This is a genomic window from Altererythrobacter ishigakiensis (genome assembly GCF_001663155.1).
Classification (GTDB): domain Bacteria; phylum Pseudomonadota; class Alphaproteobacteria; order Sphingomonadales; family Sphingomonadaceae; genus Erythrobacter; species Erythrobacter ishigakiensis.
In genome coordinates this window covers 180,887-194,443 of record NZ_CP015963.1, presented here as the reverse complement: position 1 = coordinate 194,443, position 13,557 = coordinate 180,887, and the positions used below count along the sequence as shown (strand labels likewise).

The window sequence follows — 13,557 nt, the reverse complement described above, 5'->3', positions numbered from 1 at the left end:
TATACAGTCAGGCGCGGCGCTGTTCCCCGATCAGTAAGTCTAAAAAATCTGCATCCAGACCGGTTTCGATGATTTCCACACGGTTTCGTCCCGCACGTTTCGCGCTGTAGAGCGCAACGTCGGCCATCTCGATCAGATCGTCCAGCTCCAGCCGGGTATCTGCCGGAGCAAGCGCGACACCGATACTGGTCGTGATTAGCGGCTTGCTGTCGTCACGCACCGGCACCAGCATTTCCGCAATTGCAGCGCGCATGTTTTCAGCCAGTCTGGTGGCTTCGCCTGGCACTCTCTCGCGCACCGCGGCGATGAATTCCTCACCCCCGTATCGCGCCAGAATTCCGTATTCCTGCGGGAAGACCGACTGCAGCTGTGACGCGGCCAGTGTCAGGCAACGATCGCCCGCCTGGTGGCCGTGGCGGTCATTGAATGCCTTGAAGTGATCAAGGTCGATCATCATCAGCGCCAGCCTGCCCGACGATACCTGTTCGGGTTTGCGGTCTTCAAGGCGCTCGACAACCACACGTTCGAAATGACGCCGGTTGGGCATGCCGGTCAGCGGGTCTTGCTCTGACAACTGACGCAGCAGTTCGTTGTTCTGTTCCAGCTCCGCCCGGGTCAGATCGTCACGCATATCAAGCAGGAAGGCACGCGCCCTAAGGTTCCAGTTGCGCCGCGCAATCACCCAGCATGGTATGCCCAGCAACGAAGAGAAGACCAAGAACAGAGCCATTTCGTTTACGGGCAATGGGTTCGGCCATATTCCGGCGAGCGCGGTGATCAGCCCATAGGCCAGCGCATACCGCTTCAGATCGGCCGGCGCGAAAGGCAGCGCCAAGCAAGATAAGGCCAGTATAAAGCTGGCGGCCATCGTATAGCGTGCCATGACTTCATCCGAACCATAGCTCGCCAGAAACATGCTGAGTACGCCTAGGCTGATCAGGTTGAGCGAGACGACTATCTTCATTTCGCGGACCTGGCCACGGCGCAGCATAGTCAGGCCAAAAACACCCAATGGCACATTGGTCAACAGCCGCCATGCAATCGCGGTGTCGAACTGGCCTGGCACTGCGAACCAGTCCCACACCAGTGTCACTGCACTGATCACCAGACCGACGACCAACTGGAAACGCAGCAGGGTAAATTCGTCTCTGCGTGTATGATACGCCTGCGCTTCTTTCAGCTCTGCCGACCACGAATCGAAATCGACCGTGCTTCTAAGAGCCGTGTCAATTTCCTCGCGCAATGCAAAGGTATGTGGTGATGGGTCACGTGCCATGCCCAATTCTTACCGCCAGACCCGTTAAACATCTCCTAAAGCCCCGAAAATGCACGATTTCTGCGGGTCTCGATGGTTAACATCGGGCTCCAAACCGTGAATAATGGTTAACGCGATTATAAGGACGGCGAATCAGTGTCGCATTTCGGATTCTGCCTGGCTCATACTTCGGCGCGCGCACCGCAGTTTGCCCCATTTGCAACTTGTAGATTGCAGGCGCTGCAACTCGTCCCCGTTCGACTCAAAAAAAGCACGTTCTATCCCCAGCAGATCGCGCGCGCTTGCTATCGAATCGGCGAAATGATTCCCTATATAATTCGTTCGCACTGATTAACCGGAGACCACAAGATGTCGTTGCTCGAAGCTCGTAAGACCTACAAGCCCTTTGAATATCCATGGGCCTACGAGTTCTGGAAACGCCAGCAGCAGATCCACTGGATGCCAGAGGAAGTTCCTTTGGGAGAGGATTGCCGCGACTGGGCTCAGAAAATCACCGAGCATGAACGTAACCTGCTGACGCAGATTTTCCGCTTCTTCACGCAGGCTGATGTCGAGGTGCAGGATTGCTACCACGACAAATACGGCCGCGTGTTCAAGCCGACCGAAGTGAAGATGATGCTGACCGCGTTCTCCAATATGGAGACAGTGCATATCGCGGCCTACTCTCACTTGCTCGACACGATCGGCATGCCGGAATCCGAATACAGCGCCTTCCTTGAATATGAGGAAATGAAGGACAAGCACGATTACCTTCAGGTCTTCGGCGTCGACACAGATGAAGATATCGCGCGCACGCTAGCCGCGTTCGGCGGCTTCACCGAAGGGATGCAGCTGTTCGCCAGCTTCGCCATGCTGATGAACTTCCCGCGCTTCAACAAGATGAAGGGCATGGGCCAGATCGTCAGCTGGTCAGTGCGCGATGAAAGCCTGCACTGCGAAGGCATCGTGCGGCTGTTCCACGAATTCGTGCGTGAGCGGGATTGCTACACCAAGGCGGTGAAGGAAGACATCATCGACATCTGTCAGAAGTCGGTGCGGCTGGAAGACAACTTCATCGATCTCGCGTTCGAGATGGGGCCGGTTTCCGGCATGACCGCGAAAGAGATCAAGAAGTATATCCGCTACATCGCGGACTGGCGCCTGGGCCAGCTGGGGCTGCAGCCGATCTATATGGTTGATGATCACCCGCTGCCATGGCTCGCCCCGCTGCTGAATGGTGTGGAGCACGCCAACTTCTTCGAAACCCGCGCGACCGAATACTCAAAGGCTGCGACCAAGGGTAACTGGAACGACGTGTGGTCGAGCTTCGACAAACGCCAGAAGGCGAAAGCGACGAACGACGAAGAACTTGTCGACGATGGCCCGGATATGTTCGGAGATACCGAAGCAGCGGAGTAGGGTTTTGCTAAGGAGCCTACGCTTTACATCGGGCTGACTTGCGCAGCTGGCATAGATTTGTCTGAACTAAAAAGGCAACTCCGTGCACAGATCTCAGCGCGAAACACGTTGTATGGTCGTAATTTAGACCTCCATTAGGCCTCGCCCAGCAGCACGCACGAATACCATACATGCGCGCCGAGCATTTCGCGCCAGCCGGATTGCTCGATCCCGCCAACCCATGATCCAAAGTAAAGCTTCGTATTGCCCTCCACCGGTTGAGTGGAGAGCCAACTCGCTGTGTTGGTGTCCTTGGAGAGCAAGAGAATTTGATCGGGTGTACGCTTGACCAGTTGCCACACCGCGATTTTGTCTGTGTCGCCGCGAGCCAGCGCGCGGATGCTCTCAGCCGTTGCTCCTCTCCCGATAAGGCCAAGGATCACCCGCTCCGGCGCGAAGGCCATGCTGGAATAGAACCGCTCGATATATTGCGCTAACGACACTTCACCCGGCACCTCGCGGCAGAAACAGTCGCGATAGTCCCCCGGCCCGCCATACTGGGCAAGCAAGCTGCCTTCCGGCACTTCACAGGCGGTGACCTTGGTCATTAGTTTGTCTTAGCCTCAAACGCCGACGTTCGCATCCGCTCACTTGGCTTTCCTCGCACGCTTGAATTTGATCCCGATCAAAGCGTGGTACGCGGCTCAGCGCCATAGTGCCTCCATCACCACCGAAGGAGAGACACGCAAATGTCCCAGCACACGCCCAATGAACTGACCGCAATTTTCAAGCGTGATCGCGATCTGCTGACCCGCCTGAAGGCTGAAGATGCGCATTACGCGCGGCTCGCGGATCAATATCACGAGGTCAATCGTGAAGTGCACCGCATCGAGGCCGAAACCGAAGCCGCGAGCGATGAGCGCACGGAAACGCTGAAGAAACAGCGGCTGGCGCTGCTCGACGAGATCACAGGCATTGTCACCAAGGCGAGAGGAGTCACCGCATAAGGAAGTTTGACGAACATCCCCCGCGTATCACGCTGGCCATGGTCGCCACGCTGGCGGTTGCAGCTTGCAGCCAGGCGCAGGAAGAAAAGAGCTACGAAACCGACTTTGTCGATGAAAGCGGTGGCGAGCTGATCGTGACACAGCCGGATCCCAACGCTGTGCCGGTTGATCTGCCCGAAACCGAAATGACCAATGTACCTGCCGCCGATGGGGACGAACTTCCCTCAGGCGATTAAAAGTTTGGAGCCGTCCTGCCTGCTCATTTCCTTCCCCAGGCGGGTGGCGGCGGCTCCACTTTCTTGCTCGCATCAAAGAGTACACGGAACCGACGCGTGGAGTCATTCCTGCGCGTCAGCTGGTACACGAAATGCGGGTCCTCGCTGTCAACGGGTGTGACTTCCAGCCGCCAGACATTGGTGAGCGAGGCGTCTAAGCCTTCGCGGGTGAACAGCGCGATACTTTCCTGATCCACTGGAAAATCCTGAGCCGTGGCTGAGCCATCATCGGCTGTATCACCGCCATACATGGTCACCGCATCCGGCTCGCCATCATCGTGGCGATGATCATGCTTCAGGCGTAATCCTGCGTCGGTCCGCGTCACCACCCATGTGCGCGACCGGTCCCAGCCATTCTCTCGCTCGGGGTATTCCATGTGGAAGGCAATCGCGATCACCCTCTCGTCGCACTGAGCCCAATGCGCGAGCATATCGCGGCCTTGCCAGTCGGCATCTCGCTCATCCTCGCTGACGATTTCGCCCGCATAGGCGTTTCCGCAATGGCTGGACAGCGTATCCCAGAATGCGTCTTGCGGATCGGTGGTGTCGGATCGCGTCTCGGGCGCCGAGCAACTCGCCAGTGCGAGCGCAAGCGCCGCGCCTGCGCGAAGACTCACACCCATAGCGTTTCGGGATCAGGCATCGGCTCGCGTCGCTGTGCCTTGACCAGGCTCATCACACTGCGCACGCCAAACCAGACCGCGATCAGCGGGAACATCAACAATCCGATGAAAACCAGCGAGAGGACGCCAGCAATGATCGACGCAAGGAAGCCATACCAGAATGTGCGCATTAGATAGCTATAATGCGATCTCTGCCACTCGGCCTCCGGCTCGCTGCCCCAGACATGGGCCATAATGATCCCGATAACCCCGGTGATGCCGGTTGCAAAACTGAGGATGTAAAGCAGGCTGATGATTGTTGGGCGATTAAGATCGAAACCGTTTGATTTGGCGGGCGGGCCGCCACTGGTGCCCGGTGCAGGTTGATTGGTCATGGATATCTCCCCTTGCGGCTCATGCTAACGTCCGGCCAACCGGTTGCAAGTCCGCTCTTGCTGACAGACCCAGAGATTGTCACAAGGCAGGCCGCATCCAAGAGAAGGGAAGTCCATGAAATTAGCATTGTCACTCGCTGCAGCATCGCTGGCCTTCAGCGTTCCCGCCGCTGCGCATCATCATGAGGAGGAAGCGGCAGAAGTCGTTGTGACGTCCGGTATGGAGTTTCCCGCTGATGCAGTATGGATGCACAGTTTTGACGCGTATGAAAGCGAAGCAGGCAAGCCAAATGCCGCATTTCGCCGCGCGCTTGGGTTTATCCGCGCGATGGAAGCTGAAGGCGTTGACCCAGAGCGGGTGAAGGTGGCGATTGTCGTCCACGGACCTGCCGTCTTCGATGTCGTCAATGACGCGCGCTATGGTGAGAAGTATGAGGACGAGACCAATCAGGCCTATAACGATATCGCACAGCTGATCGGCTATGGTGCGGAAATCTGGGTGTGCGGCGTAGCGGCAAAATATCACGGTGTCGGCAACGCGCATCTGCTTGACGGCGTGAAAATGGCGCCCAGTGGTACGGCCGCCCACGCGGAGCTTCAACGACGGGGCTTTGGTATCAACCCATATTGAGCTAAGTCGGATCACACGGGTCGCGCCGTTGAGGGGACAATCATGACTGCAGGCCTGGGCAGGCGCGCGCGCAACATCGAAGAATTCGGGATCAACATAGCGGCCTTGCACGCGCATGAGCCGGTAAATTTCCGTCCTTACCAGCCGCAAACGGGCGACGTCTTCATCACCTGTTGGGGCAAGAGCGGCACCACCATGATGCAGCAAATGTTCCATCAGTTGAGGATGATTACGGCGACCGGCAAAGGCGACATGGATTTCGATGATATCAGCCGGATGACACCGTGGGAGGATACTGCGGTGATGCTCGACTTCGATATGAATGTGGAGCAGCGGGCCAAGCCGCGTGGTTTCAAGTCTCACCGCGAATATGAGCGGCTGCCACCGGGAATGCGCTATGTTGTGACACTGCGCGATCCATATGAGACCTATGTGAGCTTCCACCGCTTTTTTGAAGGCTGGTGGATTGAGACGGGCGCGGTCTCGATGGAAGGTTTCATGCCATTCTGGATGACGGGCGGACCGGGCGGATGCGATTATTTCACGCACTTGCTGAGCTGGTATGCCCGTCGCGACGAGCCGGATTCGCTGGTTACAAGTTACCGTTGGGCAGTGAAGAACAAGCGCGCAATGATCCAGCGGCTGGCCGAATTATGCGGAATCGATGCGGATGAAGACATCGTGTCAGAGGTCGAGAAGATGACGACCCGAGAATTCATGTACGCGCACAAAGACAGGTTTGATGACGGCATGGCGTGTGCGATTATGGAGCAGAAGCTCGGTATCCCTGCTGATAGCGATTCAACCAAGGTTCAAGCCGAAGGCAGCGATCCGAAACAGGTTCCCGCGTCGATCGTTGAGCAGATTGACGCGATGTGGGCAGAGAGGGTTACGCCGGTAACTGGGCATGCGAACTTTGCGGAATTGGCAGCTGAGCTCGAAAAGTAGTTCGGCGCCTTAGCTGCACCAGTTCTGGTACTGCCAGGGACCTGGTCCCTCGGCCAAATCCGCGTCGATCATATGCTCGGCGAGGGTTTCGCTTGAGCCATCGGGAGCAGTTCGCCGCACGCTGCGTAGTTCACGGCCATAGCGATCACGGGGAGGCTCCGATCCGCCATCCCACTCAAATGCTCCATGATTGAGCCATGCGCGCAATTCGGCCTGCGCGCGCAGTGCTGCCGCGCTTTCAGCCGGACATTGGCCTTCGATCTCTGGCGCATTGAATCCGGTCAGGCGGATGCGCCGTGCGCTGCTGCCATAACCCAATGTCACAGTGTCTCCGTCGGATACGCAAGCAAAGCCGCGTCCACGCTCACCGCATACATCAAAGTCGTATTGTACCTCGGCCCAATCCGCCATGCTCGCCGCTATCGGCCGGTAAATGAACCACCAGGCAAGCATCACGACAATGAGCAAAACCGGTATGCGCCAGATCACCCACCAGCCTAACCAGCGCTGCCTGCGCGATCTGCGAGAGCGTCGTTTGAGCATGCAACGAGGCTACCATGGCGATGCTGGAATAGGAACAGGCCGCAGGATTGCTCCCGCGGCCTGTAAAGCACGCTGATCGCGCGAATTCTTGACAGGGTCACGCTTCGATAGGTGCCAGTGAGCCGGTGCCGTTTGGCGTGTCGGTTGTCAGGCATGTTCCATCGTCCACATAGGTCCAGGCGTTGCCCTGGTAATCGACTGTACTTGTGCCTGCGCAGCTTGTGCCTGGGCCTGCGGCGCAATCATTTTTGCCTGCAAGCGCAATACCATAGCATTTGTCCGGCTTGCCGTCGCCTTCAACGCTGATATCCGATACCGCAACTTCGGTTGCTTCCTCGGAAATGCTGGTTGTGTCCGCAGCCGCGCCTGATTCTTCAGCGGCCGGCGAACATGCAGCCGCGAGACCTGCAGCGATAGCGACCGCAAAGCCGCCTTTGATCTGATTCGAGTTCACGTTCTTGCTCCCTTGGCATTCACTTCGTGACGCCCCCGGAATGGGGAAGACATCGGGAAATTCGCGTTTCTCGTCGAAAAGGTTACATATGGGAAACGCGCTTTTCACTTTGTGTCTGAACAGCTAAGCGCTCTCGGACGTTTTCAGAGCGAAGTACGGGCAGGAGAAGCGCGATGAGCGCGAGTAGCGATCCCAATATGCTGGCGAAGGCCGAAGTGCTGATAGAGGCATTGCCCTATTTTCAGCGCTATGCCGGGCGCACCTTTGTTGTGAAATATGGCGGTCATGCGATGGGCGACCCAGAAGCTGCGCGCGATTTTGCTGAAGACATCGTGTTGCTAAAGGCGGTCGGTATCAATCCAGTGGTCGTGCATGGCGGAGGACCGCAGATTGGCGAAATGCTCAAAAAGCTGGGTGTCGAAAGCACGTTCGTCGACGGATTGCGTGTCACCGATAAAGCCACTGCCGACGTTGCCGAGATGGTTTTGTCTGGCGCGATCAACAAACAGTTGGTCGGATGGCTGACAGGTGCCGGTGGCAAGGCAATCGGGATTTCTGGCAAGGATGGCGGGCTTGTCCGGGCCAAGAAGGTGGAGCGCACCACGCGCGACCCCGACAGCAATATCGAAAAGGCAGTTGACCTTGGCTTTGTTGGCGAGCCCGAACATGTCGATACCACCATTATCGACACTGCTGTAGCCTCAGGGATGATCCCGGTGATCGCACCGATCGGCGCTGATGCACAAGGCAACACCTACAACATCAATGCCGATACGATGGCGGGCGCAATTGCAGCGGCATTGGGGGCGGCGCGGCTTTTCCTGCTGACCGATGTGGCAGGCGTGCTCGATAAGCAGGGGCAGCTGCTGACAGATCTTACCCCGGCAGATATCGCGAAGCTGAAAGATGATGGTACGATATCAGGTGGAATGATTCCCAAGCTGGAAACTTGCGTTTCTGCGGTGGAGGCAGGTTGCGAAGCTGCGGTTGTGCTTGATGGGCGGGTTGCCCATGCGATGCTGCTTGAATTCTTCACAGCACGGGGGGCCGGAACGCTGGTGCGCGCCTGAGCAATCCGCTAGCGCTGCATGGAATTTACATCACCGGGACCCAAACACTGGTCTTAGGCGTATTAGTCATATAATACGCATATCGGGACGCAAAGATGGAAGTGAGTAATGGACGGTCTTGACGCAATCATTCAAATCGTAGGACTGCTCAGCCGAGTTCTGGTGATGTTGATCATCATCCAGTTTGTGATCGGCTTGCTGTTCGCGTTTAACGTAATCAATCAGGGAAACCAGTTTCTTGGCGCGGTCTATGAATCGATCAACCGCCTGCTTGACCCTGTTCTTCGGCCGATCCGCAATATGATGCCACAAACCGGGGCGATTGATTTTTCACCTCTGGTTTTGATCATTGTGATGCAGATCGTTTTGATCATCCTGTCTTCGATCAGGTAAGACCCAGATGACCGCGACACGCATTGACGGAAAAGCCTTTGCCGCGGGCTTGCGCGAACGCGTCGGCGACCTGGCAGAGAAATTTGAAAGGGCCGCAGGCCGCAAGGCAGGCCTGGCGGTGGTGCTGGTGGGCGATGATCCGGCCAGCCAGGTTTACGTCGGCAGCAAGGGCAAGGCCACGGTCGCCGCCAATATGGCCAGTTTCGAGCATCGTTGGCCAGCCGATACCAGCGAAGCCGCCCTGCTTGCATTGGTTGACCAGTTAAACAATGATCCCGCGGTGGACGGAATTCTGGTCCAACTGCCTTTGCCCGATCATCTGGATGAGCAAGCAATCATTTCCGCGATCAGCCCGGACAAAGACGTCGACGGGTTCCATGTCATCAATGCAGGCCGGCTGTCTGTCGGTCAGAGCGGGTTTGTGCCGTGTACGCCGCTCGGCTGCATGATGCTGCTGGCTGACAGGTTGGGGGATCTCTCTGGCTTGGAGGCTGTAGTGATCGGCCGTTCAAATATCGTTGGCAAACCGATGGCGCAGCTGCTGCTTGACGCCAATGCCACTGTCACGATTGCGCATAGTCGCACCAAGGATCTGCCCGCGGTTGTCCGGCGTGCAGATATCGTCGTGGCCGCAGTGGGCCGCCCAGAGATGGTCAAGGCCGATTGGCTGAAGGACGGTGCAACTGTGATCGATGTCGGCATCAACCGTTTGCCGCCAGAGCCAGGTAAGGAAAAAGGGCGCTTGGTGGGAGATGTTGATTTTGGCGGGGCGAGCGAAGTCGCGGCGGCGATTACCCCTGTGCCGGGCGGTGTCGGTCCGATGACCATCGCTGTGCTGCTGAGGAATACGCTGGTAGCTGCGCATCGCAACGAAGGGCTGGATGTGCCGGAGGCGCTATGAGAATTGTCGCTGCCTTGATGATTGTGCTGGCGCTGAGCGCTTGTGCCTCCAAACCACGCGGACCGCGCCCGGACGTCATTGATCGCATTCTGACTGGCGCTCCCGGTGAAGCGCAACCAAGCAAGATCGTGGTCGCGGAAATTGCTTATGCGCAGGCGGCAACTGAGCGAGGTCAATATACGGCAGCCAGAGAATTCGCCGGGCCTGCCGCCAAATATCACGGGCGCAACGGACCGGTATCGGCGCTGACGTTGCTCGATACCTTAGGGACAGATCCGGAAAAGAGCGTTCAATGGGAGCCGAAAGCTGTAGTAATCAGCTGTGATGCCACCCTCGCCGTTAGTCAGGGCCGCTATCAGGACGCCGAGGGCATTGTCGGCAATTATGTAACGGTTTGGCAGCGGCAATCGGACCGTGAGTACCGTTGGATTTATGACGTTGCCGGGCCAGATGTGCCCCAACCGCCGAAGCGCGAAGAGCCTGAATTCGAAGGCCCATCTATCGTCGTGACATCGATCGACGCCGTTCGGGGACTGATCGCCGACTGTCCCAAGCGCGGCGAAGCTTCGCCTGCTCCTCCAGCCGTGTCCCTTGCCGATGATGTGCCGCAAGGGGGAGGTGTTTCGCCGGATGGAACACTGCGCTGGCGCTGGGAGCACCGCACCGACGGTACAAAATATGTCGTGGCCGATTATCTTTATCAGGGCGAATGGCAGATTGCGATTGAAGAGGGGCTGACATCGCCGCCGGCACCATGACAGAGCTTTTTATCTCCGCATTCATCACCTTGTTCGTGGTAATCGACCCGCCCGGTTGCGCACCAATTTATGCCGGACTGACCAAGAATGCACCGCCTAAGCAGGCACGAAATATGGCACTTCGGGCGACCCTAATCGCCAGCCTTATTCTGTTGTTCTTTGCGCTGTTTGGCGAAGAGCTGCTCAGCGCGCTCCATATCCAGCTCGATAGCTTTCGTATCGCGGGCGGTCTGATGCTGTTCTGGATTGCATTTGAGATGGTGTTCGAGAAACGCCAGCAGCGCCGCGAAGAACGCGCCGAGAAGCTGAAAGCGCAGCCTGAATTCGAAGACGTCTCGGTCTTCCCGATGGCAATGCCTATGCTTGCCGGTCCCGGCGCGATTGCAGCGGTGATGTTGCTGCAGAACGAGGCCAGCGGCATGGAGGAGACTCTGGTCGTGCTGGCTGCGCTGGGTGCAGTGTTGCTGATTACGGCACTGGCCCTGGTCGCTGCGGGTCCGTTGATCCGTTTGCTCGGCGACCGTGTCGAAGCTGTGATTACACGGTTGCTTGGCGTGTTGCTGGCCGCGCTCGCCGCCCAATATGTGATCGACGGGCTAAAGGGCAGTTTCGCGATCTAGCAATTTCTGGATTGGTAGTTGGGAGAATGTCCCCGAAACCCTCACCCACCAAAAGTTTGCGACCCGGCAGGCTGCTCTGAACGCTTGGACAATTTGGGGGCTGACTAAGCGTCGCTCAAAGCTGGAATGCGGGTTTCGGGGTATCCGATGATAGCCAGGCAGGAATGGCCAGCATCAAGAATTTGCTCAGGCTCGGCTGCAATTCGGCTTCTTACTGTAGGGTAACTCGATCGTCGTCGCCATCGCGGCGACCGTAAAAGTACATCAGCTGGATCAGTAGCTCACAACGTGCAGGCAAATCTGGTGCTTCAAGCAATGCCTGCTTGCTGGCTGGATCGAATGGCGCAATCTGTGACACACCATTGATCAGCGACTCGTCGTCCAACCGTTCGACCGAGTCCCAATCTACGCTATAGCCTTGGTTGTCTGCAAACCGGCGCGCCTCGCGTTCAAAGCTGGCGCGCTCGACAGCTGACAAGACTGCACTTTCGTCCTCTTCAATCAGCTCGGCCTCGACTTGCCGGAAGGCGGTCGTAACGTCGAGCTCGCGCAGGATGCGGTATCGAGATTGTCCTTCAAGGACGAGGTTGTATCGTCCGTCGTCCATAGCTTCGATATCGCCGATCCGCCCTACGCATCCAATTTTGTAGAGTGGCGCGCCGTCGACCGGCTTCTGCGGCTGTATCATCGCTATCTTACGATCTCGTACCAGCGCGTCGCCCACTAGAGCACGATATCGTGGTTCGAAGATATGCAGAGGCAATTGCAATCCCGGGAACAGGATCACGCCAGGCAGCGGAAAGATGGACAGCCGCGTGCTCAATCTATTAGCCGAACAGGATGTGTGAAAGCTTGCGGCGGTTGGCGACAACCCAATCGTCTTCCAGACCGACGGCTTCGAATATCTGCAGCAGCTTGGCCTTGGCCGCCCCGTCATTCCATTCGATGTCCTTGGCGATCATGGCGAGCAGCGTATCAGCCGCTTCATCGCGCTGACCGGCCGCGAATGCCGCCTCAGCAAAAGCGAAGCCGGCGTCCATGTCATCAGGATTGGCATTGGCTGCTTCGCGCAGACTTGCAAGTTCGCTGTCGTCAACCTGGTTCGCGGCGAGTTCCAGCGCGCTCTTGGCGGGTGCCATCGCTGGGTCTTCCTGGATCGTTGGTTGCAATGCATCGAACACTTGCTGTGCCTGGGCGGCCTCTCCTGACATCACCAGAGCGCGAATAAGCCCGCTGTGCGCTTCGACATTGTCAGGCGCCATCTCGACCACTTGCGCAAAAATGGTGACAGCGCGTGCGGCATCGCCCTCAGCCAGAACCTGTTCTGCCATCTCGACGAATTGCCCAACGTCCTGTTGCGGCTGCTGCTGATCATCTCCGGCACCAGCTTGCACCGGAACTTGAGCCAGGATTTGATCGAGCAGCTGCTTGATCTGTCCCTCTGTGCGAGCCTGCGTCAAATCTGCGACCGGTTGCCCTTGAAACATGGCATAGACTGTCGGGATTGATTTGACCTGAAACTGTGATGCGATGAACTTCTCTTCATCGACATTGACTTTGACCAGAACCACGCCCTTGTCGGCATAATCGGCGGCGACCTTTTCCAAAACCGGCGTCAGCTGCTTGCACGGTCCGCACCACTCCGCCCAGAAATCCAGAATGACCAGCTTGGTCATAGAGGGTTCGACGACATTGGTCTTGAAGCGGTCGACGGCTTTCTGCTCGTCGAGATTGAGGCCCATGCTTGCCAAGGTTACTGCTCCTGAATTCATTTAAGCGAGGCAATCACTGCCTCAGTTGCGCTGTTATCATGTGGGGTATGCCGCGCGAATGTGAAGAGGGGCATAGGCGCGCGACGGCCAAGTGCGCAAGGCACGCATTTTCCGCTTGCGGGGGCGCAAAAGCGCTGCTAATCGCGCCGCCTCCCCAGCAGAGAGATGGTCTTTGGCCGAATCTGCGGAGCGTCAGTGAGCGGGCGTAGCTCAGGGGTAGAGCACAACCTTGCCAAGGTTGGGGTCGGGCGTTCGAATCGCCTCGCCCGCTCCATTTTCTTTATTTGAATGCGTCTCCTGCGAAATTGGCATTTCTGGGCCCGGTTCCATAACCCTTTAAACGAATCATAGCCGCGTTTGTCGTTTGTGGAACTAACAGTACCGCCAATAACTACTGAGTGTAGATGCGAAGGTGCTCGAATTCTTGGCATTTTCTGGCGCTGACACCAAGTTGGCGCCAACCCAAACAGCAACGCAGCTAGTCGAATTTTTCAAATGGGAACTTGCGCTCCACCGCGGAGTTGTTATGCGCAAT

General features: G+C 57.3%; 18 protein-coding genes and 1 tRNA gene. 11 read left to right on the top strand and 8 right to left on the bottom strand.

The annotated features are described in order from the left end of the window. Positions 1 to 7: 7 nt before the first annotated feature. Entirely contained in the window at positions 8 to 1,276 is a 1,269-nt protein-coding gene (locus tag A6F69_RS00980) for a GGDEF domain-containing protein (RefSeq protein WP_067596542.1), read from the bottom strand. A gap of 348 nt (positions 1,277 to 1,624) precedes the next feature. Here A6F69_RS00980 and A6F69_RS00975 point away from each other — a divergent pair, with 348 nt between their 5' ends. Further along, complete coding sequence (locus A6F69_RS00975) at positions 1,625 to 2,674, top strand: ribonucleotide-diphosphate reductase subunit beta (RefSeq protein ID WP_067596541.1); 1,050 nt, start codon at positions 1,625 to 1,627, stop codon at positions 2,672 to 2,674. 134 nt (positions 2,675 to 2,808) lie between these two features. On the opposite strand, the gene A6F69_RS00970 is transcribed toward A6F69_RS00975, so the two are convergent. Beyond that, positions 2,809 to 3,261, bottom strand: coding sequence for a hypothetical protein (locus A6F69_RS00970; protein ID WP_067596540.1), 453 nt, complete (start codon positions 3,259 to 3,261; stop codon positions 2,809 to 2,811). A 141-nt stretch (positions 3,262 to 3,402) separates the two neighbouring features. On the opposite strand from A6F69_RS00970, the gene A6F69_RS00965 reads away from it, so the two are divergent. Together A6F69_RS00965 and A6F69_RS00960 are read left to right on the top strand one after the other, a co-directional pair. Further along, positions 3,403 to 3,660: an HP1242/YdcH family protein gene (locus tag A6F69_RS00965; protein WP_067596539.1), complete on the top strand. Its 258-nt coding sequence runs from the start codon at positions 3,403 to 3,405 to the stop codon at positions 3,658 to 3,660. Positions 3,661 to 3,698: 38 nt separating this feature from the next. Next, entirely contained in the window at positions 3,699 to 3,896 is a 198-nt protein-coding gene (locus A6F69_RS00960) for a hypothetical protein (protein ID WP_067596538.1), read from the top strand. 23 nt (positions 3,897 to 3,919) lie between these two features. On the opposite strand, the gene A6F69_RS00955 is transcribed toward A6F69_RS00960, so the two are convergent. Together A6F69_RS00955 and A6F69_RS00950 are read right to left on the bottom strand one after the other, a co-directional pair. Further along, positions 3,920 to 4,552 (bottom strand): hypothetical protein, encoded by a 633-nt coding sequence (locus A6F69_RS00955; protein WP_245638258.1) that lies wholly within the window; start codon positions 4,550 to 4,552, stop codon positions 3,920 to 3,922. Then, positions 4,549 to 4,932 (bottom strand): DUF4870 family protein, encoded by a 384-nt coding sequence (locus tag A6F69_RS00950; RefSeq protein WP_067596536.1) that lies wholly within the window; start codon positions 4,930 to 4,932, stop codon positions 4,549 to 4,551. The genes A6F69_RS00955 and A6F69_RS00950 overlap by 4 nt, the downstream gene beginning before the upstream one ends. Before the next feature lie 115 nt (positions 4,933 to 5,047). Between A6F69_RS00950 and A6F69_RS00945 the strand changes: the two genes are divergently transcribed. Both A6F69_RS00945 and A6F69_RS00940 read left to right on the top strand, forming a co-directional pair. Next, complete coding sequence (locus A6F69_RS00945; RefSeq protein ID WP_067596535.1) at positions 5,048 to 5,563, top strand: DsrE family protein; 516 nt, start codon at positions 5,048 to 5,050, stop codon at positions 5,561 to 5,563. A 42-nt stretch (positions 5,564 to 5,605) separates the two neighbouring features. Further along, positions 5,606 to 6,511, top strand: coding sequence for a sulfotransferase domain-containing protein (locus A6F69_RS00940; RefSeq protein WP_067596534.1), 906 nt, complete (start codon positions 5,606 to 5,608; stop codon positions 6,509 to 6,511). Positions 6,512 to 6,520: 9 nt separating this feature from the next. Here the strand turns inward: A6F69_RS00940 and A6F69_RS00935 are convergent, their stop codons facing one another. Beyond that, the gene (locus tag A6F69_RS00935; RefSeq protein WP_144573554.1) at positions 6,521 to 7,054 is read right to left on the bottom strand and encodes a thermonuclease family protein; all 534 of its coding nucleotides are present in this window, start codon (positions 7,052 to 7,054) and stop codon (positions 6,521 to 6,523) included. Between the two features lie 97 nt (positions 7,055 to 7,151). Continuing rightward, positions 7,152 to 7,397: a BufA1 family periplasmic bufferin-type metallophore gene (locus A6F69_RS00930; protein ID WP_083984813.1), complete on the bottom strand. Its 246-nt coding sequence runs from the start codon at positions 7,395 to 7,397 to the stop codon at positions 7,152 to 7,154. A gap of 284 nt (positions 7,398 to 7,681) precedes the next feature. Here A6F69_RS00930 and argB point away from each other — a divergent pair, with 284 nt between their 5' ends. The 5 genes from argB to A6F69_RS00905 all read left to right on the top strand — a co-directional run bounded on the left by argB (position 7,682) and on the right by A6F69_RS00905 (position 11,250). Continuing rightward, complete coding sequence (gene argB / locus A6F69_RS00925) at positions 7,682 to 8,578, top strand: acetylglutamate kinase (RefSeq protein ID WP_067596532.1); 897 nt, start codon at positions 7,682 to 7,684, stop codon at positions 8,576 to 8,578. Between the two features lie 108 nt (positions 8,579 to 8,686). After that, a complete protein-coding gene (locus A6F69_RS00920) occupies positions 8,687 to 8,971 on the top strand; it encodes a YggT family protein (RefSeq protein WP_067596531.1) in 285 nt (94 codons plus the stop codon). A gap of 7 nt (positions 8,972 to 8,978) precedes the next feature. After that, positions 8,979 to 9,872 carry a bifunctional methylenetetrahydrofolate dehydrogenase/methenyltetrahydrofolate cyclohydrolase FolD gene (folD, locus tag A6F69_RS00915; RefSeq protein WP_067596530.1) on the top strand — a complete coding sequence of 298 codons (894 nt, stop codon included), beginning with the start codon at positions 8,979 to 8,981 and terminating at the stop codon, positions 9,870 to 9,872. Continuing rightward, on the top strand, positions 9,869 to 10,630 hold the full coding sequence (locus tag A6F69_RS00910; protein ID WP_067596529.1) for a hypothetical protein: 762 nt from the start codon (positions 9,869 to 9,871) through the stop codon (positions 10,628 to 10,630). The genes folD and A6F69_RS00910 overlap by 4 nt, the downstream gene beginning before the upstream one ends. Beyond that, positions 10,627 to 11,250 carry a MarC family protein gene (locus A6F69_RS00905; RefSeq protein WP_067596528.1) on the top strand — a complete coding sequence of 208 codons (624 nt, stop codon included), beginning with the start codon at positions 10,627 to 10,629 and terminating at the stop codon, positions 11,248 to 11,250. Before A6F69_RS00910 ends, A6F69_RS00905 begins: the two co-directional genes overlap by 4 nt. 211 nt (positions 11,251 to 11,461) lie before the next feature. Here A6F69_RS00905 and A6F69_RS00900 read toward each other — a convergent pair whose 3' ends face one another. Both A6F69_RS00900 and A6F69_RS00895 read right to left on the bottom strand, forming a co-directional pair. After that, positions 11,462 to 12,073 carry an LON peptidase substrate-binding domain-containing protein gene (locus A6F69_RS00900; RefSeq protein WP_067596527.1) on the bottom strand — a complete coding sequence of 204 codons (612 nt, stop codon included), beginning with the start codon at positions 12,071 to 12,073 and terminating at the stop codon, positions 11,462 to 11,464. A gap of 4 nt (positions 12,074 to 12,077) precedes the next feature. Continuing rightward, complete coding sequence (locus A6F69_RS00895; protein WP_067602146.1) at positions 12,078 to 12,992, bottom strand: tetratricopeptide repeat protein; 915 nt, start codon at positions 12,990 to 12,992, stop codon at positions 12,078 to 12,080. A 229-nt stretch (positions 12,993 to 13,221) separates the two neighbouring features. On the opposite strand from A6F69_RS00895, the gene A6F69_RS00890 reads away from it, so the two are divergent. Further along, a tRNA-Gly gene (locus tag A6F69_RS00890) sits at positions 13,222 to 13,296 on the top strand. The last annotated feature ends 261 nt before the right edge of the window (positions 13,297 to 13,557 follow it).